Here is a 22,913-nt window from a genome sequence, read left to right on the forward strand (position 1 = left end):
TTATTTTAAATAAGTATCAGAATTTCTTGCAGGGCTTTTAACCTCTGGCCATTCTTGTTGTTTTCCATCTCTACCAGTAGGTAAAACTCGGCGCTCACGACTTACTAAATCCTTTTCTTGATCTGCCATCATCGTTAAAGTTGCACTCAAAATTGCATTTGTTTGTACTTCTTCAAAAACGATTTTATCATACGTATCTTTGTTTGTGTGCCAAGTATACGTACCGTAACCCCAATTTAACGAACTAAGTCCGAAAGCTGGCGCTCCTGCAGCGATAAAAGATGCATGATCCGATCCACCACCACTTGGCATTCCAGGGAAATCTGTCTTGATTTCTTTTGTAATAAAATTAGGAACAGCTTGTAACCAACGCGTCATGTATTCATATGATTTTTCGAAACCAGATCCATTGATATTTACTACACGCCCTGTTCCGTTATCTTGGTTAAATACAGCTTGAGTGTTTTTAATAATTTCTGGATGATCTTCTACAAATGCACGAGAACCATTCAATCCTTGCTCTTCACTTCCCCATAAACAAATCAAAATTGTACGTTTGTTATTTGGATATAATTTTTTGATGGTACGAATCGTTTCCATCATTGTAATAGTTCCAGTTCCATTGTCTGTCGCACCCTGCGCACCATCCCAAGAATCAAAGTGAGCAGAAAGAATAATGTATTCGTTTGGTTTTTCTTTTCCTTTAATTTCTCCAATAATATTGAATGTTTTCGCAACTCCATTGTGTTTAGATTGAGCATTAACAGTCAATTTTGGAGCAGTTCCATTTTCAGCTAAACGATATAACATTCCGTAATCTTCATTCGAAATATCTAACATTGGAATAGTTTTCGTTTTTGCACCAAAAATTCTATTTGCACCCATAATTCCAGTCCAATAAGAAATTGCAACTGCAGCAGCTCCATTTTTCTCAAAAACTTCTGGAAGTGTATTGTTGTTGTAACCTGTCACTTTGATAGAATTTGCCCAAGCTTCAGCTTCAGCTTTTCTTGTATCAGTAACTTTTTTATACAAATCCTCTAAACCAAAATCTTTGTATTGATAATCAGAACGTCCATATGATTGGTTTTGTGACATCAAAACAACTTTCCCTTTTACAGAAGGTAACCACGCATCAAACTCGGCTTTTGTTTTGAAAACTGGCATCGCAACAACATCTGCATTCACAGCTTTTTTAGTTGCTGGTGACCATGCTAATTGAGTAGCTTCGATAGATTTTGCTCTTGGATACGTCATATCAACATGCGTTATTCCGCGCTCCCATGCTTTCCATGTCCCATAATCTTCACGGCGTGCATCAATTCCCCAAGATTTCAAAGTTTTAATTGCCCATTCTCCTGCTTGATCCATTTGCGGAGTTCCTACTAAACGAGGTCCGATTCCGTCTAATAATTCGTGCGAAATTTTTTTCAACTGCGAATTATTTTGAATTTCGGTTACAAAACTTTGTACAGTTGGATCTAATTTTTCTTGCGCTTGCGCATGTACCGCAATAGACGATAATACGATTGTAGAGTAGGTTAATGTGTTAATCAATTTCATAATTAAAGTAATTTCGTGTGATAAATTTTACAAATTAGGTCTAAAATAGAATATTTTGTGAAATAAAAAAAGACATCCGTAGATGTCTTTCATGTATTTGTGTTTTTTTGAAAATATAATATTGTTTTTTAATTATCTTTCATCTTAATGAATCGATTATTTTGCAGCACAAATATTTTATCAGGGTTATACGCATGACTCTTTTTTGATTCTTCATTTAATGGAAAAACCGTAATTGCTAAAACAGGAAAATCATTGAAACTAAATATTTGTAAATTAATATTTTTATATAAATATTTGTCCTGAGAAAAATTTGCGTCAAGTAAATTGTAATAATTAATTAATTCGATATCGCTCATAATACTTTCGGTTAAATTTTCTGGATGATAACCAACAAATAATAAACCTCCCTGACCATGCAGCATTGCATAAATATTTTTTTCAATTTCTTTCGGACAATTTTTTTCTAAAAACTGAACATAATCAAAATCTTGATAATGAAAAAGATGGTCGTAAAGACAATCTAAAATAAATTCGCGGTTCGAAATATTATTTATAAAAAATTGTCTTGTTGGGTTATTCCACAAAAAAGGTGTGTCTAAAATTTCAAAATGATCAGCCTTAATATCAAAACTTGAGAATAGATTTTTATTTAATTTTATTGCATCTATTTGTTCTTCAAAACCTATTTTTTTTAGTAATTTATATTCGTTTATTAAATTGTTAAGTTGTTCAGAATAATTGATCTGTTCAGAATTTCGTAAAGAATAAATTTCATATTCGTTATCTTTTTTTAAAGTATCGAAATCTTCATTTAAAACAAAAGACAAACTAATTCCGTAAGGAAAAATAGTTTCATTTGGAGTGATAAAAATAGCTTCTTGATTAACTAGTTTTAAACGTTTATAATTATTTTCGTTAGGAAAATTGATTTCAGTATTTATTCGATCAATTGCTTTTGGTTGAATGAAATTACTTTCAATTTGTAGCAAACCTTCATTTGAAATAATCTCGATGTAATTTTCAAGAAAACTAAAAGCATTCAACCTGTTTTTTAATCCATTATCCGAATTAAATTCAGTTATTTGAAATTCTTTTGAGCTTGTGCAAAAACGTGTTTTTACAACGTAAGTTATTGTAGATAAAATGTTTTTGTGCATAGTTGAATTTTAGTCTTTTGTAAATGTAAAAGATTAGTTTTTAATAATTTTCACTAAAAAGCACTTTTTTCTAAAAATTATTAAGTGTTTTTGTTAAGAACTTTTTCATTCCGTTTTCGATAAAATAGTTACTTTTTTGAACATTGTTTTTGAGGAAATGATAAAATTATAAATTTGATTTAAACAAAAATCCTCAACTCCGAAGAATTGAGGATTTAATAACCAACTAAAATTAACGATATCTATGAAATTTGTATGCTACGTTTTTCTTTTGGTAAAGCTTCTTCTTTTTTAGGTAAAACTAATTGTAAAATTCCGTTTACATAAGAAGCTTCTATTTTGTCTTCGTTTATGGTTTCTGGCAATGTAAATGCTCTTTTGAAACTTGAAAAATTAAATTCTCTTCTCGAAAATTTTTCATCTTTTACTTCTTCATTTTGTTTAAATTCTGATGAAATTTTCAAAATATTTTCATCAATTTCAATTGAGAAGTCTTCTTTGTTTAAACCTGGTGCAGCTAATAAAATCTCGAAACTATCTTCATTTTCTTTGATATTTACTGCAGGAAATTGATTTTGAGAATTTACAAAAGTTTCAAATTTTGGACGCATTGCGTTTTCAAATCCAAAAGGAAAATAATTTGCTCTGTTTTTTCTAACTGTATTCATGTCTTGTATGTTTAAATTTTTGATTTCATTGTTCATGTTTACTTCTTTTCAAATTACATGCAAAATGATTTTATCGGACAAAATGACTTGTTTTGTAAGGTTGGTTATGTCAAAAAGTCCGAACATTAAATTTAACGCATAAAAAATCCTGAAAAATTGACTTTTCAGGATTTGAATTTATTTTAGAATGATCTAAAAATCTATTTTATTTGAATACATCGTCTAAAACTTTTGCTAAACGAATTCCTCCTTTTAACAATTGATCTTCGATGATAAATTTATTATCAAAATGGTAACGGTAACCTAATTTATCGTCCATTTTTACTCCTGCATAGATATTGTTTGCAAGAATGTACGAACCATAAATCCAATCAGCATAAGTACCTTCTTTCATTGCTTTTTGACGTTCTTTTGACGCAATATCCAATAAATTAGAATATTCTGTGTAAGAATAGTTTTCGTAATCTACCAATTTAGAATCCCAAACGGTGTGGATATTTACTTTATCACGGAACCATTCAACTTTGATACGATTTCCTCCCAAATCATCTGGGCGACCAACGTGAAGTGGTTGATGTGCATCACCAAGAATGTGAATCAAGAAATATAAATCGTGTTGTTTTTGCTCGATTGTAAGGTTTTTATTGTTTTTTAATTCATTCATTAAAAACAAACCTTTTTTGTACATGTTTTCATTTGAAGTTTGCTCTAAAGCAGCATCAAATTGTTGACGATTTAAATCTCCAGGAATGTTAACATAGTGATAAGAATCTGCATGTTTCCAAGAATCATCAGACTTGATAAAATCTGGCCAGTTTGCCCAATAAGCTAACTTTTGTGGACCAATAATTTTTGTAATTTCTTTACGAGTTTTCTTGCTAATGTGTTGTTCTGCAATTTGAGAAACCACTCGGTGACCTGTTAATCCCCAAGCTAAAGCACTTTCTGAAGCCAAAAATGCACCTAAAAGCATTGCGCTTCCTATAATTTTTTTCATTGTGTGAGCTCGATTTTTGACAAAGGTAAGGAAAGTTAATTATTGATGAATTATGATTAATGCTATTAAAACAATGTTTGATTATATATTAATGGGAATAATTCTAAATCAAAAGGACTATTAGTATTTGTACAAAATATAAGAGGTAAATCTTCGTAAGTAATCAAGCACCAACTTAAATCATCAGGAAAAAGAAAGTAATTAGAATCGAAATCTGAATTTTTTTGAAAATCAAGATATTCTGAAATTAAAACATTACTATTCCTTTGCTTATAATTTTCTTCCCAATAAAATTCCTCGATATTGCTGATATATAAATGTAAGGTTTGAGAATTTATAATTTTATTTAATCCTTTATCTATACAATCAATTGTTTGATTCTCTAGAAATTCAATTGCCGGATTATCTTTAAAATTATCTAAAATATTTATATTTTTTTCAAGTTTAAGTTTTTGAGAAAGTTCATCAAGATTTATTTCTCTGTAAAGATTACTTTTTTGAGGATTAAGAAATAATCCAAATTCTCTTTCAATCTTTATTCTTTGGTTGATTTCTTCTATGGTTAAGTTATTTGATGGATATTTTTCGAAAGGAAAATCATCTATAATTCCAATTTTCCAATGAATCATATAATATTTTTTAAATAAATCTGGAATAATATCAGTTAACGTTTCTATATTTTCGTTGCTTTTATAATCTTTTATCCAAGAGAATTGATCCATAATTAGCTTTAATTATTCTCTAAATTTAATAAAAATCGTCTTTAAAAGTTCTTTTTTTGGAGATTTAGAAATTTTCTAAAAAAAACTTTAAAAAAATATTAATTCAACAAACCTTGATAAACAGACCGATTGTTGTATTTTTTATTTATAATACTAAAAATAATTCAGTACTTTGTTTTGCATAATACTAAAACTTTTATATATATTTGTATAACAAAATAAAACAAGCCGTTCTTATGAATATAGAGAAAACAAAAGTTCAGATGCGAAAAGGTGTACTGGAATATTGTATTCTCAGCATTATCAAAAAAGGGGATGCGTATGCATCTGATATCATAGACGAATTGAAAAAAGCAGAGATGATTGTTGTTGAAGGAACATTATATCCGCTTTTGACAAGACTTAAAAATGATGACCTTTTACAGTATCGCTGGGAAGAATCAACGTCAGGACCACCTCGCAAATATTATGCACTTACAGAGTTAGGTGAAAATTTTTTAAAAGAATTAGCTGAAACTTGGGAACAGTTAATTGAAGCCGTGAATAAAGTAACCACAGAAACGCACAAAAATGGATAAAACAGTATCAATAAGTATAGGAGGATTTTCTTTCGTGTTAGACGAAATCGCCTATAATAAATTAAAGACCTATTTACAAGATGTAAAAACTTCTTTGAGAGGTACGGAAGGTGTAGAAGATATTATTGAAGATGTAGAAATCCGTATTTCTGAATTATTTCGTGAACGATTAAAATTTAGAGAAGTCGTAAATGAAGATGATATCAATTTTGTAATTGCAACAATGGGACATCCAGATCAATACAAAGTTGAAGAAGATGAAGAGAACGAAAAAACGTCTACAAATTCATCATACAATTATTCGTCAAATAATCAATCGTATGGAGGACAACAAACAAGTGCGAAACGTTTGTACCGCGATCCAGATGATACAATTGTAACAGGATTATCTGCTGGTTTGGCGCATTATATGGGCGTTGATCCTTGGTTTGTACGTTCTATTTGGTTAGTTCTAGGAGTTTTAGGAATTTTTACAGCAGGTGTATCGTTTTTCTTAGTAGTGTTCTGTTATTTTATCTTGTTAATTTTTGTTCCAAAAGCAAAAACAACATCAGAAAAGTTACAGATGTACGGACAACCAGCAAACATTGATACATTAAAAAAAAACGTAGAACAAGCCAGTGAAGCTGTTGTAAGTGGAAGTAAAGAATTGAGTAATAAATTAGGAGGAGCCTTTGGCGTTTTTGGTCGAATTTTACTTTGGTTCATCGGATTTATCATTTTAAGTTCAGGAATTGGATTAATCATTGGAGGATTCTTTTTCTTCTTTACAACTTGGACAGAAATGCCAACAGAATTATTCGGTTACCTTGTTGAAGAGGAATGGATGAGTATGGCAGCCAAAATATTTGGAGGAATATTAATGGTAATTCCAGGTGTTTTATTGACAATTTTAGGTGTAAAATGTTTCTGGAATAAAGTTAAAGTAAGTAAAGCTGTCATTTTTGGATCAATCGCTCTTTGGTTTGTTGCATTATTTGCAATCATTGGAATTTCGGTAAGTACAGCAAGTAAATTTAGAAGTAATGTTGAAATGACCGAGGATAAAATTTTAAATATCCCATCAGATACACTTCAAATTCAATTTGTAAACAACGAAGACGGTAACTACAAATACAGCGGTTTTAATAAATTAGAACAATTGATTGACGAAAATGGAAATTTAGTTATTCCGATTTATAAGACATTTGATATCGAAGAAAGCAATGATAATAACATTCATTTAGAAATTCGTTACTCATCAAAAGGTGGAAGTAAAGAGGAAGCAAAGCGTAATTTAGAGTCGATCAAATACAATTATCAATTGAATGGAAACAAGTTAAATTTAGATAATTTCGTTAAAATTCCTAAAGATGGTAAGTTTAGAGAGCAAACAGTTGATATCAAAATTTATGTTCCTAAAAATAAAGTAGTATTTGTTAAAAAATCTAATTCAGTAAATTTGCGTTCTGGACAATATGACACAGATTATATTAACGATGTGAATAACAATTATTTTGGATATAATGGAAAAAAATTCGTATGTTTGAATTGTCAAAAAGATTCAGATTCTGAGGACGATATCAATCTTGATTCAGAGGATCTAAACATAAATGTAAACGACGGAAACGATTCGGCGAGAGTTAGAATCGATAAAAATGGTATTCGTATCGAAAGTAAAGATGGTTCAGTAGGACTAAATTTACCAAGAACCGAAAACAAAAAAGAAAAATCAAACCAAGAAATACACTATAAAGATGATACAGATTCTATTAACATTAACTACAGAAATCATTCAAATAATCGTTGATTTCTTTGCGTAGACTTAAGAAGTATTTTAATTAATAATATTCAAAAAGAGACATTTCATTTCGGAATGTCTCTTTTTATTTTTGGTTACTTTGACTAATATCCGTTTCGAGTTTTGTATGTTTGCAAATGCATAAAGCATCATTTTATGAAAAAAATTTTAGGTAAACTTTTGTACTCATTAGGAGGTTGGAAATTAGATAATCATCTCGATTTATCGAAAGTAGATAAATGCGTTTTGGTTTGCGCTCCGCACACTTCCAATTGGGATTTTTACTACACTATTTTGGCTTTTTGGCAAATGGGAATTCCAATGAAAATGTTTATCAAAGATGCTTGGACAAAGCCTTGGTATGGATATTTTATCAAGAAAATGGGCGGAATCGGAATTGATCGTTCTCAACGACATAATATGGTTGATTTTGCTTCAGATATTTTAAAAAAATCAGATAAATTATATTTAATCAATACACCAGAAGGAACACGTTCTCGTGCAGAAAAATGGAAAAATGGATTTTTCTATATCGCACAAAAAGCAGATGTTCCGATTGTTTTGGCTTATTGTGATTTCAAGAAAAAACGAGCTGGAATTTCAAAAATTGTGGATACAGAAAACAGAACTTTAGAAGATGTGATGGATGAAATTCAAGATTTTTACAAAGATGTTACGGCGAAACATCCAGCACTTTATAACCCAAAAATACATTAAATCATGAACGAACAAGATATTTTACAGAAGTTCAACGAAATGTCGAAAAATACATTACTTGAAACTTTAGATATAGAATTTACGGCAGTTGGAGAAGATTTTTTATCAGGAAAAATGCCTGTAACGCCTAAAGTTCATCAGCCTTTTGGTTTGTTGCACGGCGGCGCTTCTATCGTTTTGGCAGAAACATTGGGAAGTACTTTGTCTAATGTTATTCTAAATTCTGATGATTTTGTGGCGGTTGGTCAACATGTTGACGCAAATCATCTTCGTCCAAAAAAGGAAGGAATAATTTTTGGGCATGCAACAGTTGTAAAACAAGGTCGTACTTCGCATTTGATTAAGATTGAAATCAAAGATGAAAACGATAAATTAATCTGTTATACACATTTAACAAACGCCATTATTTCTAAAAAACATGTTTAAAAAATTTCAAGATAAACTTGAAAGATTAATCCAGAATCAAAAACCATTTCTACTTTTTAGAAAACCAAATTCTACACAAGTGGAGTTGTGGGAAAATAAAAGTTTAGAATCGGCTAACAAGTTTATTTGTAATAGTTTCGATAATACAAAATTGATTGAATTTAATGATGATGAGGTTATAGAAATTTCGATTGATGAATTACCAAATTTCGAACTTTCTCTACCAGAATCTGATCAAAATGAAGCTATTTCGTATGAAAATTATATTAATTTAATTCAAAAAACAGTTCAAGAATTACAAAGTGATTCACCAACTAAAAAAATTGTAATTAGTCGAATCAATTCACTTCCAGAAACGAATATTAATTTAGTTGAAACGTTCAAAAATTTGCATCAACATTATCCAAATGCCTATGTGTATTTGCGATTTGATGCAGAAGAAGGTTGTTGGATTGGAGCTTCGCCGGAGCTTTTATTGAAAGAAAATAACCAATTTATACAAACTGTTTCTTTGGCTGGAACAAAAGCAAAAGAAGATGAATGGACAGAGAAAGAATATCACGAACAACAAGTGGTAACCGATTATATTTCGTCAACTTTAGAACCTTATACATCTTACATCGATGTTGATGGTCCATTTTCTGTAAATGCTGGCTTTTTTGAACATTTGAAATCATTTATTTCAGCTCAATTAAAAGACAAATCGCAGCTATATGATTTGTTGAAAGCCTTGCATCCAACACCTGCTGTAGGAGGAATGCCAAAAGATCTTTCAAAAGATTTTATCTTAAAAAATGAAGGATATGATCGTACTTTTTATGCTGGTTTTATGGGCTTTCAAAATAAAACAGAATCAGAGTATTTTGTGAATCTTCGATGTGCGAAAATCTTTTCGAATAAAGTTAATTTATATGTTGGAGGAGGTATAATGCCTGATTCTATTCCTGAAAATGAATGGCGAGAAACAGAACTGAAATCAAAAACAATAGGAGAGTTGTTGGTGAAATCAAATCTAAAAAATAACCTATAGTTTTATTAACTTTATTCTTAATTAATAGAAAAGCCTTAATTTCGAAAAGTTAAATTTTTAATCAAAAAACAAAATATATAATGGCAACAATCAATTGGCAAACGGTAAAGGAGTACGAAGATATCACGTTCAAGAAATGTGATGGTGTTATGCGTATTGCGTTTAATCGTCCTGAAGTTCGTAATGCATTTCGTCCGAAAACTGTTTTCGAATTATTAGATGCTTTTCAATTAGCAGAAGAAGATCGTGAAGTTGGTGTAATTTTATTAACAGGAGAAGGACCATCTGCAAAAGACGGTGGTTGGGCTTTCTGTTCTGGAGGAGATCAACGTGTTCGTGGTGCAAAAGGTTATGAAGGACAAGATGGTGTTGGACGTTTAAATATTTTAGAAGTTCAGCGTTTGATTCGTTTTTCGACTAAAGTTGTTGTAGCTGTGGTAAACGGTTGGGCAGTAGGTGGAGGACATTCTTTGCACGTGGTTTGTGATATGACATTGGCTTCTAAAGAACACGCAATTTTCAAACAAACTGATGCAGATGTAGCTTCATTTGATGGTGGTTACGGTTCGGCTTATTTGGCTAAACAGGTTGGTCAAAAACGTGCACGTGAAATCTTTTTCTTAGGATTGAATTACTCTGCACAAGAGGCTTACGATATGGGAATGGTGAATTTAGTTGTTCCACATGACGAGTTAGAACAAGTTGCTTTTGATTGGGCACAAGAAATTTTAACAAAATCGCCAACGGCAATTAAAATGTTGAAGTTTGCATTCAATTTAGTAGACGATGGTTTAGTTGGACAACAAATTTTTGCTGGAGAAACAACACGTTTTGCATACGGAACAGAGGAAGCTGTAGAAGGTCGTAATGCGTTCTTAGAAAAACGTCCAAGAGATTTTTCTAAATTTAGATAAGAAAATTTTCGAAATATAAAAAAGCGATGTTTAACATCGCTTTTTTATATTTCTATAAAATCAATTACATTTACCCAAAACCTAATTAATTTGTGACAATAGATTTTCCTGTTTCCATCGAAATTTTTGGACATTCAGTCTTAATTCATCCTATTTTCGAATCGGTCGGAATTTTTATTGCGATGCGTTATTATGCATTTCTTCGAAAACGTAACAAATCAAGTTTGTCTACAATTCAATCTTTCGGTATTATTATTGGCGCTTTAGTTGGTGCACTTTTGGGATCCAAAATAATTGGAACATTAGAAAATCCTCAAGCTTTTTTGGATGCAGAAAATCAATTTCTCTTTTTCTGGACAAGTAATACAATTGTAGGAGGATTGACCCTTGGTTTAATTGGTGTTGAGTTAACAAAAAAAATAATTGGTCACAAAGAAAGTACAGGCGATTTGATTGTTTTTCCATTAATTTTAGCGATGATAATTGGTCGAATCGGGTGCTTTTTAACAGGTGTTTACGAACAAACGTATGGAATAGAAACAACTTCAATTTTTGGAATGAATTTAGGCGATGGATTGATGCGTCATCCTGTTGCTTTGTACGAAATTGTTTACCTTCTTTTGCTTTGGATAGTTTTGAAGATTATTCAGGAAAAATATATTTATCCTTCTGGATATTTGTTTCAAATCTTTATGTTGGCTTATTTTTTATTTCGTTTTTGTTTAGATTTTATCAAACCAATTCATCCATTATTTTTAGGTTTAAGTTCTATACAATTAACATGCGTTTGTGTCATAATTTATTATATCTTTAAGTTATTACAAACTAAACCTAAATACATAAAATGATCTACGCAGTTATTTTTGCAGAAGGCGGTCTTGGAAGTGATTTTATTTATATTATCATTGCGATTTTGTTAGTGATTGCGATTATTGGTGGTGCTGTTGGTACATTAATTTCACTAATTATTAACTCAATTTCTGGACATAAAAAAGAAACAAAATATTATTTAATGGTTTTCGGAATGTGTGCTTTGATAACACTTATTATTTCGGGAATGGTTTGTGGTTCAATGTAAATCTTAGCCAATGTTAGCAGTTATTTTTTTACAAAATTTTATAAGTGAAGGAACTATAGAGTTTATTTTTTTTCTTGCTGTATTAGCTGTAATTCTTATAGCTTTTATAGGCTCAAGTTTTATTACTTTAATTTATAAATTAATTCAGAAAAATGTTAATCGAAAACGATTAATAGTATTATTTTTTATATTATTTATTAGTTTAATCATCTTGATATCAACTATTTTATTTTTTGTTATAAAAGATTTCATGTTTTCAAATTCATACTATGCCGGTTAGAAATTATACCTATTACGATTATACAATAAGTCTTTGTCCAGAATGTTTGAAACGAGTTGGTGCAAAAATTATCATTGAAGACGAAAATGTTTTTATGACAAAACGTTGTCCAGATCACGGTTTCTTCAAAACAAAAATTGCAACTGATGTCGATTATTACAAAAACATCAGAAATTATAACAAAGCTTCGGAAATGCCTTTGCATTTTGGGACGGATGTCGAATATGGTTGTCCGTACGATTGCGGTTTGTGTGTCGATCACGAGCAACATTCGTGTTTATCAATTGTTGAAGTGACAGATCGATGCAATTTAACATGTCCAACTTGTTACGCCATGTCGTCGCCACATTATGGTTCTCATCGTAGTTTGGAGCAGATTGAGGCGATGTTCGATACAATTGTTAAAAATGAAGGCGAACCAGATGTAGTACAAATTAGCGGTGGTGAACCAACAATTCATCCACAATTTTTTGAGATTATGGAAATTGCAAAATCAAAACCGATTAAACATTTGATGTTGAATACAAACGGAATTAGAATTGCAAATGATCCTGGTTTTGCCGAAAAATTAGCAACTTATGCGCCTGAATTTGAAATTTATCTGCAATTTGATTCATTCAAAAAAGAAGTTTTAGAAGATTTTCGAGGAAAAGATTTGACAGATGTTCGAATGAAAGCTTTAGAAAAATTGAATGAATTAAATCTTTCTACAACTTTGGTTGTTGTGTTGCAAAAAGATAAAAATATTGATGAAATAGGGAAGATTATTGATTTTGCGCTTAAACAAAAATGTGTGCGTGGCGTGACGTTTCAACCTGTCGAAATTGCGGGAAGAAATAGAGATGATTCGGCTCACGAAAAAATTACATTAACAGAAGTTCGTCAAGAAATTATTGATCAATATCCACTTTTCAATTCAGATGATATTATTCCAGTTCCGTGCAATCCAGATGCTTTGGCGATGGGTTATATGCTGAAATTGAATGATGAGGTAATTCCGCTTACACGTTATATTAATCCTGCGGATTTGTTGAATAACGAATCGAAAAATACAATTGTCTACGAACAAGATGAACAATTGAAAGTACAATTATTAGACATTTTTAGTACAGGAATTTCTGTTGATAAAGTGCAACCAAAAGTAAATCAATTACTTTGTTGTTTACCAGAAGTTTGTGCACCTGAATTGGATTTAGATTACGATAATTTGTTCCGAATAATCATTATGAATTTTATGGATGCACATGATTTTGATGTTCGTGCTGTTAAAAAATCTTGCGTACATATCGTCAACAAAGATTTGAAATTAATTCCATTCGAAACAATGAATTTATTTTATCGCGACGAAAAAGCTGCTTATTTAGAAGAATTGAGAAAAGAGGATAAAGTGTTGTTTTAGATGATGATGACAAATTGCTTATTTTTTGGTGATAGTATTACTTACGGCGAATATGACGGGGTTTTGGGAGGTTATGTAGAAATTTTGAAACGTTATTGTCATACAGAATTTTATAACAACAATGCAAATGAAGTCAATTGTTTTAATCTTGGAATTGGAGGTGAGACAACAGAAGGTTTAATGAACCGATTTGAAGTTGAGACAAAAGCACGTCTTTCTCCTGATGAAAATCTAATTTTCTTTTTTTATGGCGCAAATGATTTAGCTGAAAGATATGATGTAGAATTGGTTTCACTCGCTAATTTTGAATCAAATCTTTTTGAAGTAATTTCTCAAGCAAAAGAATTTACACCTAACATTTATGTGATAAGTATTTTACCAATTTCTAAAATGGTTGATGGAATAAAAGTTCCTGAACGTAAATTTCGTACAACTCAGAAAATTGAATTATATAATCAGAAACTAAAAGAAGTAGCGCTTCAAAATCAAATAGAATTTATTGATATTTTCTCACGTTTTAATTCAACTAAAGAAAAATATCTTTCAAAAGATGGTATTCATCCAAATGAAAAAGGATATCAATTTATTGCAAATCAAATAAAACCGATTGTTGAAAGGTATTTGTAAAAAGCACCTTTAAATAAGGTGCTTTTAATGATTTATTTTTTTAAAAATTTTGCTGAAGAATTACCTATTTTATAAATATAGTTTCCATTAGATAAATTTTGAACATCTATAGAAATTTTATTTTCAATAGGATTAAAGTCTTTTTTTAGAATCAATCGTCCTGATATATCATAAATTTCTACATTGTTTGCACCATTTTTAGGATTAACAATATTTAATGTTGATTGTGCAGGATTTGGAAAAGCTTGTAATTTAGAATTTTCTTTTACTTCTTCAATTGATAAAGACGAAGTAGGTAATAAGTAAACTTCTTGATATATATCTAAATAATCTTGTTTATTTACTTGTGAAATTATTAATTTATTTTTATTTGATTTTTCATCAAAAAATACAGTTGGATAGTAAGAAGAATAATTAGGAGAATTAGATAAATTTTTTATAATTTTCCCGTTTTCGTCAATAATTAAATATTTATAATCACTATCATTTCTTATCTCTACAATAAATTCATAATTATCATCTGTATTGAAAATATGTTTAGAGACAGATAACCAACGATCATATATATCATATGAAAAATGTAAAGAGTAATCACTTGGCATATCAACACTAATTGTTTTTATAATTGAATAATCAGAGTTATATAAAACAAGTTTATTATCATTTGTTGCTGAAACATAAGTAATATCCTTATTGTTATTTATAACAGAAACATATTCATTTTTAGAAAAAGTTTTTTCTAATGTAATTTGTGCAAATGAAATTGTAGAAGCCAATAATGCTCCAAAGAATAAATTTTTTTTCATAAATCTTTTTTTCAAAGATATAATTTAATAAATTTTAAAGGTAAAAAATTGTTTATCTTTTATCTTTATTCATTATAAATAACTCATTTTGGTTTTGTAACTTTGTTCGTGAAAGTTTATGGTAATTTTTCAAATAAAAAATTAGTATTAACAAACGAAATTTTCTTCGGGGCAAGGCGAAATTCCTTACCGGCGGTTATAGTCCGCGACTCCTTTAACTTTGTTATGGGACTGATTTGGTGAAACTCCAAAACCGACAGTATAGTCTGGATGAGAGAAGAAAATTGAACACAACTGAAAGTCATGAGTGATAAGTATTAAGTTCTGAGTAAAAACTCATGACTCACAACTTTGAACTTATTACTTAACAATGTGTTTCGCCCTGAAGTGATGTTTCATGATAAAAACAAAAATCAAATGAAAACAATCACACAATTTGGCTCAACAGCCAACGAAAGAATTGCAAATGCAATTAAAGATCTACAAAACGGAAAAGGAATTTTATTAATTGATGATGAAAACCGCGAAAACGAAGGTGATATCATTTTTCCTGCTTCCACCATTACAGCACCAGATATGGCTTTGATGATTCGCGAATGTAGCGGAATTGTTTGTCTCTGTATTTCGAAAGATAAAGCAAATGAGTTGGAGTTAAATCCGATGGTTGTGAATAACAATTCGCGCTTTCATACAGCATTTACAGTTACGATTGAGGCAAAAGAAGGTGTAACAACTGGTGTTTCTGCTACGGATCGTGTACAAACGATAAAAACGGCAATTCATCCTCAAGCAAAACCGACTGATCTTAATCGTCCTGGACATGTTTTTCCTTTAATCGCTCGTCCAAAAGGCGTTATGGAGCGACGTGGACATACAGAAGGAAGTATTGATATTGTGAAATTGGCAGGTTTGGGAAATGAAGCTGTTTTGTGCGAATTGACAAATGTTGATGGTACAATGGCGAAAGTTCCTCAAATTATAGATTTTGCCGAAAAACATGAAATGACAGTTTTGACAATTGAGGATATTTACGAATATCGTCTTCAATTAGAGGAGAAAAAACAATTAGAATTCGCTTAAATTAAACACTAAAATACATCATAAACTTTCAAAAATCTTCGGGTAGAAATACGCGAAGATTTTTTTTGATTTTATACAAATTTATTATCCAAAATCAAGGTAGTTTTGAATAAAATCAGTGTACATTTAAAAACTTAAAATTCAAATTACAAAATGACATCAGAGGAGAAAGTTCCATCCGTTTGGAAAAATAAAGAATTTATTCCATTCATATTTTTAAGGTTTTCCTTAATATTTGCTTTATTTATTCAGAGTACATCTGTTGCTTACGAAATTTTTAAAGTCACTCAGAAAGAAATTTTTCTTGGATTAATTGGTTTAGCAGAGTTTTTACCAATTCTTTTAACTGCTTTTTATGCGGGACAATTGGTTGATAAATTGGATAAACGGATGATTTTGGTACGAAGTATTGGTTGTTTTATGACTGCATCTTTTGTCTTGATGATTGTAAATTTTCCGTCAGTTCGGCAAGCAATTGGAATTCCTGTTTATTTAGGAATTTGTTATTTTGCATTTTTCATTTTGGGATTGACAAGATCTTTTAGCGGACCAGCTTTGTTTGCCCTTTTAGCTTTAGTTGTTCGCAAAGAAAACTACACAAAAGCAATTCCAGTTTCTTCGTCTGCATTTATGATTGGATCAGTTTTAGGACCTTTAGCAGGAGGAGTTATTTTAGCAAAATTTGGTATTGAAGCTGCTTTGATAACCGCTTTTACAATTATGTGTATTTCGATGGTCATGATATTGTTGATCTCTAAAAAACCAGCAGAATTATCTGAATCAGAATCGACAGAATCACCAATGACACGTATCAAAGAAGGTTTGAGATTTATTTGGGGAACACCAATTATCTTAGCTGTTTTGAGTTTGGATATGTTTGCGGTTTTCTTTGGTGGAGCAGAATCGTTGTTGCCAGCTTTCGTAGAAAAAGTACTGAATCAAGGTTCTGAAGCTTTTGGTTTATTACGTTCAGCACATGGAATTGGATCTATTATAATGATGTTTTTCTTGTCGATGATTCCAAGTTTATTGAAAGGAAATGTTGGACCAAAATTATTGGGAGCAGTCGCAATGTTTGGTGTTTGTATTATTTCTTTTGGATTTAGTCAAAATCTGTATTTATGTTTTGTTATTTTGATGTTTGGAGGTGCTTTTGATGCAATTTCGATGGTAATTCGTCAAAGTATTTTACAAATCAAAACGCCCGAAAATTTGAAAGGTCGTGTTTCATCTGTCAATTCAATATTTGTGAGCTCTTCTAACGAATTAGGAGCTTTAGAAAGTGGAATTGCCGCAACATTTTTAGGGTTAGTTCCAGGAATTATTTTTGGCGGAACAATGACAATTTTAACTGTAATTTTTATTGCTTTTTTCATCAAACCTATTCGAAAAGTAACTTTAGAATAAAATATTCATATAAAAAGAAGTAAAGGTTTTAAAATAAAGAAAAGCGAATCAAACGATTCGCTTTTTTGTTATCTTTAAGAAAATAATTATCAATGAAATCTATTGTTTACTTTTTACTTTTAGGATTTGGTTTGTTGAGTTGTAAGCGAGAATTATCGCAAGAAGAACGAGATAAATTGCATCAAGATTCGATTAATCAAAAGATTTTAGCAATGGGAATGAATGCAGATTCTTCGTTTTCTTATAGAAAGTATAACAAAGCTTTAAATGATTATTATAGTAAAGATTCTTTAATACCAGAACCTTCTTTTGATTTTGCCGAAGATCAATTTATATTTTATAATGATACTTTAATCTACTATTATAATAATGAGTTTCCTTATGATGATTTTTGTGGAACTCCTTCTTTTCAAGCTGAAAGGAATAAAGAAATTTATGAAGAATTTAAAGTTAAAAAGAAAGATCTAATTCTAATAAAATCGGATACAATAATTGATTTTATTAAAAGAATAGAACAGAAAACTGAAAAAGATAAAAGAATTCCAAAATCTATTATTATAGGAATAAATAAAGATTCAATTAAAAGTAAAGAGCTCCAAAAATTAAGAAAATATTTGATCAATACAGATTTTAGATATGTTTTTCGTCCACTTTCAACGCGCGAACGTTTGGTAGCCGATGCGAAATTCAATAATACTTCCGAAGATTTTTCTAAAATAAATTGGGATAGTGCTTATCACGAGGATTATAAGAAATTTTATCCAAAGAATTAAAGCGTCAATCCTTCCAAATCATCAATGGTTCCGTTGTAGATATTCACATCAACTTTATAACGTTTTACGCCATCTATGGTTGCTTTTTCGGTAAATTGCCAAAAATCCCAATGACCTTTCATTTCTTGCACCCAAAAATTGTAATTGGCAATCCAAATAATATAACCATCAAAATGATCTTGCAAATAATCTTCGAAATATTTGTCCGACGTATAAATAATCGGTTTGATATCGTAATGCTCTTCAACAATTTTGCACCAATTCTTAATTCCTTCCACCAAACGAACCATAGATTGTGTTCTCGGTAAGGTTTCAATATCCAAAACTGGAGGCAAATCGCCATTTTCTAATTTTACTTTTGCAATAAAATTCTGCGCTTGTAAAGTCGAATTTTCGTCTGGACGATAAAAATGATAAGCACCACGCAAAATATTATTTTCTTTTGCACCTTCCCAATTATCCTCAAAAGTCTCATCAATAGACGAAGTTCCCATTGTAGAACGGATAAAAGCAAAATTTATAGGATACAAATTGTAAATCGTATGCATTTTCGTCCAATCAATTTTTCCTTGATAATGCGAAACATCAACACCAAAAGTTTTGAGATAATATTTATCCATCACCTCAATATTTCGAATGTCAAATTTTGTAACTTTATCATCAACCAATTTTTCGCCTTTCAGCGATTTTTCTACAACCGAAAAATAGTAATGAATACCATGGCGATAACGATACGCAAAATAAACAACGCACAAAATCAGCAAACTAATTACATAAGTCGAAAGTTTGATTTTTTTTAATGTATTAAAAATAGATTGTTGTGTTTTCTTTTTACGAGGCATTTTAGTAGTTGAAATAGATAAATTCTATGCAATATTACTTCAATTTTCGATGATAAAAAAAGTAAAATCTTCATTATCTTTGTTCAGTATGAAAAAATGGATATTAGCCGCAAGGCTTCGCACATTACCACTTTCTTTGAGTGGATTATTATTGGCTGGATTTATTGCAAAATCAGAAGGAATCTTTCGAAATGATATATTTTTCTTATCACTTTTAACAACTTTGGCTTTCCAAATTTTATCAAATTTCGCAAACGATTATGGCGATGCGGTAAAAGGAACAGACGCAAATAGAGTAGGAGAACAGCGTGCTGTAGCATCTGGATTGATTACACAAAACCAAATGAAAGTTGCCATCGGAATTATGGTTGCGATTTCTTTAGCTTGTGTTGCTGCATTGTTGTATGTATCTTTTTATCCAAATGATATGAAATACATTTACATTTTTCTTGGCTTGGGTGTTGCGTCTATTTTTGCAGCAATGGCTTATACAATGGGAAAAAAACCATACGGATATATTGGTTTAGGAGATGTTTTTGTGTTCTTATTCTTTGGAATTTTAGCTGTTGCGGGTGGAGAATTTTTATATTCTAAAGTTTTTCAATGGCAAATTTTATTACCTGCAGCTTCGATGGGATGTTGGAGTGTAGCAGTGTTAAATTTGAACAATATGCGCGATGTGAAAAATGATGTCAAAAACAATAAAATTACGGTTGCATCAAAATTAGGATTTCAAAAAAGTAAATATTACCAAATGGCTTTAATGACGATTCCTTTTGCATTAAGCGCATTATATGTAACGATGTCACCACTTAAACAAGGTAAATTATCTGGTTTTGTATTTTTAATTTTAATCTTTTTTGCGAACGCCATTCGTCGTCAAATTTTCGCAGTAAAAGACCCAAAAGATTTCGATCCATTCTTGAAACAAGTAGCAATGTTAGCTTTATTTTTCGCTGTATTATTAGGATATAGCTTAATCGGTTTCGATTTTATTGATACTTTAATTCGTTAATCACAAAAAAATATATAATGAAAATTCAATACTTAGGACATGCCTCGCTTGCGATTGAAGCAAACGGCAAACACATTGTTGTTGATCCATTTATTACACCAAATGAATTAGCAAAAAACATCGATTTCAAAAGTTTAAAAGCGGATTATATTGTCATTACGCATGCGCATCAAGATCATGTGTATGATGTGGAAGAATTGGCAAAACGAACAGGCGCTTTGATTATTTCGAATGCAGAAATTGCTTCTTATTATTCGGAAAGAGGTTTGAAAGCACACGGAATGAATACGGGCGGTAAATTTAGTTTTGACTTTGGTTCGATTCAATCGACGATTGCATTTCATTCGAGTTCATTTGCTGATGGAACGTATGGAGGAGATCCGAATGGCTACATTATCGAAAGTGAAGGAAAGCGTGTTTATATCGCTGGTGATACAGCTTTGACATACGAAATGAAGTTGATTCCAGATACAATTGGACAACTTGATTTAGCAATTTTACCAATCGGAGATAACTTTACGATGGGTGCAAAAAGTGCTTCTATTGCTGCAGAATATGTGCAAGCAACTAAGGTTTTGGGTTATCATTACGATACATTTCCACCAATTAAAATTGATAAAGCAGAAGCGAAATCTATTTTCTTTTCGCGTCATATTCAATTGATTTTATTAGAAGTTGGTGAAGATTTAACAGTTTAAGAAATTCTTTACAACATATAAAAGCTCGAGATAATCTCGAGCTTTTTTTATTATTCTCCAATGTGAATATTATTTTTTTTCAAAATTTCCATAAATTTTTCTTCTTGATTATTCTTTTTCATCGCTTGATATGCAACCGAAATTACCGTTTCTGCATCAGATCTGTATGGAGAGTTATTTTCAATGTATTTATTATAGGCTTTACACATGTAATCTAAACCTTTTTCATATTCTTTAAGATCAACGATATACAAATGACCTAAACCGTAAAAAGTTTCAGGATTGTTAGGATAAATATCTGCAAACTTTTCATAGGCTTCTATTGCCGCAGTATAATTTTTTTGATGTATATAAGCCACTGCAATATTTTGTAATGGCATAGCGCCATAAGGATTGATTTGCAAAGATTTTTGATAAGCTTCTATTGCCTCATCATATCGTTCCAATCTTCTCAAATTTACCCCAAGATTATCCCACGCATAATAAAACTTCGGATCTTCTTTAACCGCATTTGCAAAAAAGTCTGCTGCAGATTTCCAATTACTTTCCTTTACAGCTTTCAAACCTTCAGAATAATAATCCAAAGCTTTTCTATTTTCAGAAGGGATTTCATTTTCTAATCCAATTTCACTTGAAGCAATAATATCTCTAAAATTATCGCAATTATCGAATAAATCTGACTCGATTGCTCTGTAATATTTTAGATATTCTCCACTTTTTTCATTTGTATCAATATTAATTTTGATTTCTTTTTTATCCTTTTTCTTTTTACCGTTTGTTTCAACTGAAATAGCACTTAATTTATCAATCATCTGAAAAGCTAGGACTTCTTCATCAATACAAGATTTGATTTTGTCATAAAGCTCTTTTCGATTATATAATTGATTTTGTTTTATTTTATGAAAACATTCGCAACTATTTTTAACAGCATTTGCTTTAAATTTATCAAAATCCGATTTTTTTTCTTGTGCAATAACATTGCTTACAGAGATTAAACTTATAATTAAAATGTAAAATTTATTCATAATGAGTATTAATATTTAGATAAATATACAATTTAATCGATTCAGTGGTAAAATAATACGATTCTAAATCCTATTGATAATAATTAATCTTTCTCATTCGATTATCTTTGCCGCAATTATTCGATAAAATTTATGATTACAGTTAATGATATTACCGTTCAATTCGGTTCTTCAACGTTGTTTAGTGGAGTTAGTTTTGTGATAAACGAAAATGACAAAATTGCTTTAATGGGAAAAAATGGAGCAGGAAAATCTACTTTACTTAAGATTGTTGCAGGAATCAATAAACCTTCTTTGGGAAATATTTCAGCGCCAAAAGATGCGGTAATTGCTTATTTACCACAACATTTGTTAACCGAAGATAATTGTACTGTTCGTGAAGAAACATCAAAAGCTTTTGCTGAATATTTATCAATGAAAAATGAAATTGATGAATTAAATGAGCAATTAACTGTACGAACTGATTATGAAAGTGATGATTATATGAAGCTAATCGAGCGCGTTTCAGAAGTTAGTGAGAAATTTTATTCGATAGAAGAAGTAAATTACGAAGCCGAAGTGGAAAAGGTTTTGAAAGGAATGGGATTTGCGCAAGAAGATTTGGATCGATCAACTTCTGAGTTTTCGGGAGGTTGGCGTATGCGAATCGAATTAGCTAAAATTCTTTTGCGTAAACCAGATTTAATTTTATTAGATGAGCCAACGAATCACTTGGATATCGAATCGATTCAGTGGTTAGAGGATTTCTTGAAAAATCAAGCCAAAGCTGTGATGGTGATTTCGCACGATCGCACATTTGTCGATAATATTACGAATCGTACAATCGAAGTGACAATGGGACGAATTTATGATTATAAAGCCAAATATTCTGACTATTTAGTGTTGCGTCAAGATCGTAGAATTCATCAGCAAAAAGCTTATGATGAACAACAAAAATTCATTGCTGAAAATAAATTATTTATCGAACGTTTTCGTGGAACTTTCTCTAAAACAGAACAAGTGCAATCGCGCGTTCGTATGTTGGAAAAGCTAGATATTATCGAAGTTGATGAGGTTGATACTTCAGCTTTGAAATTGAAATTCCCTGCAGCTGCTCGTTCGGGACAATATCCTGTTGTAGTCGAAAATTTAGATAAATCGTATGGCGATCATATTGTGTTTAAAGATGCGAATATGGTAATTGAACGAGGACAAAAAGTAGCGTTAGTTGGTAAAAATGGCGAAGGAAAATCAACAATGATTAAAGCGATTATGAATGAAATTGATTTCGAAGGAAAATTAGAAATAGGTCATAATGCACAAATCGGATATTTTGCTCAAAATCAAGC

At 30.7% G+C, this 22,913-nt stretch carries 24 protein-coding genes and 1 riboswitch; of the genes, 16 read left to right on the forward strand and 8 right to left on the reverse strand.

Features of this window, described 5'->3' with window-relative positions; all coding sequences use genetic code 11:
• From B2217_RS07065 to B2217_RS07085, 5 genes are all read right to left on the reverse strand, one after another.
• Complete coding sequence (locus B2217_RS07065; RefSeq protein WP_280045362.1) at positions 1 to 1,563, reverse strand: M20/M25/M40 family metallo-hydrolase; 1,563 nt, start codon at positions 1,561 to 1,563, stop codon at positions 1 to 3.
• Positions 1,564 to 1,691: 128 nt separating this feature from the next.
• On the reverse strand, positions 1,692 to 2,723 hold the full coding sequence (locus B2217_RS07070; RefSeq protein ID WP_280045363.1) for a hypothetical protein: 1,032 nt from the start codon (positions 2,721 to 2,723) through the stop codon (positions 1,692 to 1,694).
• 242 nt (positions 2,724 to 2,965) lie between these two features.
• A complete protein-coding gene (locus tag B2217_RS07075; protein ID WP_280045364.1) occupies positions 2,966 to 3,391 on the reverse strand; it encodes an Hsp20/alpha crystallin family protein in 426 nt (141 codons plus the stop codon).
• A 205-nt stretch (positions 3,392 to 3,596) separates the two neighbouring features.
• Positions 3,597 to 4,388 carry a S1/P1 nuclease gene (locus tag B2217_RS07080; protein WP_180904801.1) on the reverse strand — a complete coding sequence of 264 codons (792 nt, stop codon included), beginning with the start codon at positions 4,386 to 4,388 and terminating at the stop codon, positions 3,597 to 3,599.
• Between the two features lie 65 nt (positions 4,389 to 4,453).
• A complete protein-coding gene (locus tag B2217_RS07085; RefSeq protein ID WP_180904800.1) occupies positions 4,454 to 5,110 on the reverse strand; it encodes a hypothetical protein in 657 nt (218 codons plus the stop codon).
• A 236-nt stretch (positions 5,111 to 5,346) separates the two neighbouring features.
• Between B2217_RS07085 and B2217_RS07090 the strand changes: the two genes are divergently transcribed.
• The 10 genes from B2217_RS07090 to B2217_RS07135 all read left to right on the forward strand — a co-directional run bounded on the left by B2217_RS07090 (position 5,347) and on the right by B2217_RS07135 (position 13,939).
• Positions 5,347 to 5,688 carry a PadR family transcriptional regulator gene (locus tag B2217_RS07090; RefSeq protein WP_038332243.1) on the forward strand — a complete coding sequence of 114 codons (342 nt, stop codon included), beginning with the start codon at positions 5,347 to 5,349 and terminating at the stop codon, positions 5,686 to 5,688.
• Positions 5,681 to 7,477 carry a PspC domain-containing protein gene (locus B2217_RS07095; protein WP_180904799.1) on the forward strand — a complete coding sequence of 599 codons (1,797 nt, stop codon included), beginning with the start codon at positions 5,681 to 5,683 and terminating at the stop codon, positions 7,475 to 7,477. Before B2217_RS07090 ends, B2217_RS07095 begins: the two co-directional genes overlap by 8 nt.
• Positions 7,478 to 7,624: 147 nt before the next feature.
• Positions 7,625 to 8,185, forward strand: a complete 561-nt coding sequence (locus B2217_RS07100; protein ID WP_038332240.1) for a 1-acyl-sn-glycerol-3-phosphate acyltransferase — start codon at positions 7,625 to 7,627, stop codon at positions 8,183 to 8,185.
• Between the two features lie 3 nt (positions 8,186 to 8,188).
• Positions 8,189 to 8,611 (forward strand): PaaI family thioesterase, encoded by a 423-nt coding sequence (locus B2217_RS07105; protein ID WP_180904798.1) that lies wholly within the window; start codon positions 8,189 to 8,191, stop codon positions 8,609 to 8,611.
• Positions 8,604 to 9,641, forward strand: coding sequence for an isochorismate synthase (locus B2217_RS07110; RefSeq protein WP_180904797.1), 1,038 nt, complete (start codon positions 8,604 to 8,606; stop codon positions 9,639 to 9,641). The genes B2217_RS07105 and B2217_RS07110 overlap by 8 nt, the downstream gene beginning before the upstream one ends.
• An 80-nt stretch (positions 9,642 to 9,721) precedes the next feature.
• On the forward strand, positions 9,722 to 10,555 hold the full coding sequence (locus B2217_RS07115) for a 1,4-dihydroxy-2-naphthoyl-CoA synthase (RefSeq protein ID WP_125350193.1): 834 nt from the start codon (positions 9,722 to 9,724) through the stop codon (positions 10,553 to 10,555).
• Positions 10,556 to 10,647: 92 nt separating this feature from the next.
• Positions 10,648 to 11,403 carry a prolipoprotein diacylglyceryl transferase gene (locus tag B2217_RS07120; protein ID WP_180904796.1) on the forward strand — a complete coding sequence of 252 codons (756 nt, stop codon included), beginning with the start codon at positions 10,648 to 10,650 and terminating at the stop codon, positions 11,401 to 11,403.
• A complete protein-coding gene (locus tag B2217_RS07125; RefSeq protein WP_180904795.1) occupies positions 11,400 to 11,633 on the forward strand; it encodes a hypothetical protein in 234 nt (77 codons plus the stop codon). The genes B2217_RS07120 and B2217_RS07125 overlap by 4 nt, the downstream gene beginning before the upstream one ends.
• Before the next feature lie 269 nt (positions 11,634 to 11,902).
• A complete protein-coding gene (locus B2217_RS07130; RefSeq protein ID WP_180904794.1) occupies positions 11,903 to 13,312 on the forward strand; it encodes a radical SAM protein in 1,410 nt (469 codons plus the stop codon).
• Positions 13,313 to 13,318: 6 nt separating this feature from the next.
• A complete protein-coding gene (locus B2217_RS07135; protein ID WP_180904793.1) occupies positions 13,319 to 13,939 on the forward strand; it encodes an SGNH/GDSL hydrolase family protein in 621 nt (206 codons plus the stop codon).
• Between the two features lie 32 nt (positions 13,940 to 13,971).
• Here B2217_RS07135 and B2217_RS07140 read toward each other — a convergent pair whose 3' ends face one another.
• Positions 13,972 to 14,745 (reverse strand): T9SS type A sorting domain-containing protein, encoded by a 774-nt coding sequence (locus tag B2217_RS07140; protein ID WP_180904792.1) that lies wholly within the window; start codon positions 14,743 to 14,745, stop codon positions 13,972 to 13,974.
• Positions 14,746 to 14,903: 158 nt separating this feature from the next.
• A riboswitch (FMN riboswitch) is annotated at positions 14,904 to 15,031 on the forward strand.
• 131 nt (positions 15,032 to 15,162) lie between these two features.
• Here B2217_RS07140 and ribB point away from each other — a divergent pair.
• The 3 genes from ribB (at position 15,163) to B2217_RS07155 (ending at position 18,005) form a co-directional block, all read left to right on the forward strand.
• Entirely contained in the window at positions 15,163 to 15,825 is a 663-nt protein-coding gene (gene ribB / locus B2217_RS07145; RefSeq protein ID WP_180904791.1) for a 3,4-dihydroxy-2-butanone-4-phosphate synthase, read from the forward strand.
• Between the two features lie 153 nt (positions 15,826 to 15,978).
• The gene (locus tag B2217_RS07150; RefSeq protein ID WP_180904790.1) at positions 15,979 to 17,232 is read left to right on the forward strand and encodes an MFS transporter; all 1,254 of its coding nucleotides are present in this window, start codon (positions 15,979 to 15,981) and stop codon (positions 17,230 to 17,232) included.
• Between the two features lie 92 nt (positions 17,233 to 17,324).
• On the forward strand, positions 17,325 to 18,005 hold the full coding sequence (locus B2217_RS07155) for a hypothetical protein (protein ID WP_180904789.1): 681 nt from the start codon (positions 17,325 to 17,327) through the stop codon (positions 18,003 to 18,005).
• On the opposite strand, the gene B2217_RS07160 is transcribed toward B2217_RS07155, so the two are convergent.
• On the reverse strand, positions 18,002 to 18,847 hold the full coding sequence (locus tag B2217_RS07160) for a glycoside hydrolase family 25 protein (RefSeq protein ID WP_180904788.1): 846 nt from the start codon (positions 18,845 to 18,847) through the stop codon (positions 18,002 to 18,004). The two genes, B2217_RS07155 and B2217_RS07160, sit on opposite strands and share 4 nt — an antisense overlap.
• Before the next feature lie 88 nt (positions 18,848 to 18,935).
• Between B2217_RS07160 and menA the strand changes: the two genes are divergently transcribed.
• Together menA and B2217_RS07170 are read left to right on the forward strand one after the other, a co-directional pair.
• Positions 18,936 to 19,862 (forward strand): 1,4-dihydroxy-2-naphthoate octaprenyltransferase, encoded by a 927-nt coding sequence (gene menA / locus B2217_RS07165; protein WP_180904787.1) that lies wholly within the window; start codon positions 18,936 to 18,938, stop codon positions 19,860 to 19,862.
• A 17-nt stretch (positions 19,863 to 19,879) separates the two neighbouring features.
• Entirely contained in the window at positions 19,880 to 20,560 is a 681-nt protein-coding gene (locus B2217_RS07170) for a metal-dependent hydrolase (RefSeq protein ID WP_180904786.1), read from the forward strand.
• A 50-nt stretch (positions 20,561 to 20,610) separates the two neighbouring features.
• Here B2217_RS07170 and B2217_RS07175 read toward each other — a convergent pair whose 3' ends face one another.
• Positions 20,611 to 21,585, reverse strand: coding sequence for a tetratricopeptide repeat protein (locus B2217_RS07175; protein WP_180904785.1), 975 nt, complete (start codon positions 21,583 to 21,585; stop codon positions 20,611 to 20,613).
• A 132-nt stretch (positions 21,586 to 21,717) separates the two neighbouring features.
• On the opposite strand from B2217_RS07175, the gene B2217_RS07180 reads away from it, so the two are divergent.
• Positions 21,718 to 22,913 (forward strand): ABC-F family ATP-binding cassette domain-containing protein (locus B2217_RS07180; protein WP_291122227.1); only part of this gene is annotated, 1,196 nt, incomplete at its 3' end.

Source organism: Empedobacter sp. UBA7620 (assembly GCF_002484185.1).
Classification (GTDB): Bacteria; Bacteroidota; Bacteroidia; order Flavobacteriales; family Weeksellaceae; genus Empedobacter; species Empedobacter falsenii_C.

Bases quoted from the DNA above. Each gene is read 5' to 3' on its own strand.
- B2217_RS07065 (WP_280045362.1), bottom strand. From the start codon at position 1,563: ATGAAATTGATTAACACATTAACCTACTCTACAATCGTATTATCGTCT.
- B2217_RS07070 (WP_280045363.1), bottom strand. From the start codon at position 2,723: ATGCACAAAAACATTTTATCTACAATAACTTACGTTGTAAAAACACGT.
- B2217_RS07075 (WP_280045364.1), bottom strand. From the start codon at position 3,391: ATGAATACAGTTAGAAAAAACAGAGCAAATTATTTTCCTTTTGGATTT.
- B2217_RS07080 (WP_180904801.1), bottom strand. From the start codon at position 4,388: ATGAAAAAAATTATAGGAAGCGCAATGCTTTTAGGTGCATTTTTGGCT.
- B2217_RS07085 (WP_180904800.1), bottom strand. From the start codon at position 5,110: ATGGATCAATTCTCTTGGATAAAAGATTATAAAAGCAACGAAAATATA.
- B2217_RS07090 (WP_038332243.1), top strand. From the start codon at position 5,347: ATGAATATAGAGAAAACAAAAGTTCAGATGCGAAAAGGTGTACTGGAA.
- B2217_RS07095 (WP_180904799.1), top strand. From the start codon at position 5,681: ATGGATAAAACAGTATCAATAAGTATAGGAGGATTTTCTTTCGTGTTA.
- B2217_RS07100 (WP_038332240.1), top strand. From the start codon at position 7,625: ATGAAAAAAATTTTAGGTAAACTTTTGTACTCATTAGGAGGTTGGAAA.
- B2217_RS07105 (WP_180904798.1), top strand. From the start codon at position 8,189: ATGAACGAACAAGATATTTTACAGAAGTTCAACGAAATGTCGAAAAAT.
- B2217_RS07110 (WP_180904797.1), top strand. From the start codon at position 8,604: ATGTTTAAAAAATTTCAAGATAAACTTGAAAGATTAATCCAGAATCAA.
- B2217_RS07115 (WP_125350193.1), top strand. From the start codon at position 9,722: ATGGCAACAATCAATTGGCAAACGGTAAAGGAGTACGAAGATATCACG.
- B2217_RS07125 (WP_180904795.1), top strand. From the start codon at position 11,400: ATGATCTACGCAGTTATTTTTGCAGAAGGCGGTCTTGGAAGTGATTTT.
- B2217_RS07130 (WP_180904794.1), top strand. From the start codon at position 11,903: ATGCCGGTTAGAAATTATACCTATTACGATTATACAATAAGTCTTTGT.
- B2217_RS07135 (WP_180904793.1), top strand. From the start codon at position 13,319: ATGACAAATTGCTTATTTTTTGGTGATAGTATTACTTACGGCGAATAT.
- B2217_RS07140 (WP_180904792.1), bottom strand. From the start codon at position 14,745: ATGAAAAAAAATTTATTCTTTGGAGCATTATTGGCTTCTACAATTTCA.
- ribB (WP_180904791.1), top strand. From the start codon at position 15,163: ATGAAAACAATCACACAATTTGGCTCAACAGCCAACGAAAGAATTGCA.
- B2217_RS07150 (WP_180904790.1), top strand. From the start codon at position 15,979: ATGACATCAGAGGAGAAAGTTCCATCCGTTTGGAAAAATAAAGAATTT.
- B2217_RS07155 (WP_180904789.1), top strand. From the start codon at position 17,325: ATGAAATCTATTGTTTACTTTTTACTTTTAGGATTTGGTTTGTTGAGT.
- B2217_RS07160 (WP_180904788.1), bottom strand. From the start codon at position 18,847: ATGCCTCGTAAAAAGAAAACACAACAATCTATTTTTAATACATTAAAA.
- menA (WP_180904787.1), top strand. From the start codon at position 18,936: ATGAAAAAATGGATATTAGCCGCAAGGCTTCGCACATTACCACTTTCT.
- B2217_RS07170 (WP_180904786.1), top strand. From the start codon at position 19,880: ATGAAAATTCAATACTTAGGACATGCCTCGCTTGCGATTGAAGCAAAC.
- B2217_RS07175 (WP_180904785.1), bottom strand. From the start codon at position 21,585: ATGAATAAATTTTACATTTTAATTATAAGTTTAATCTCTGTAAGCAAT.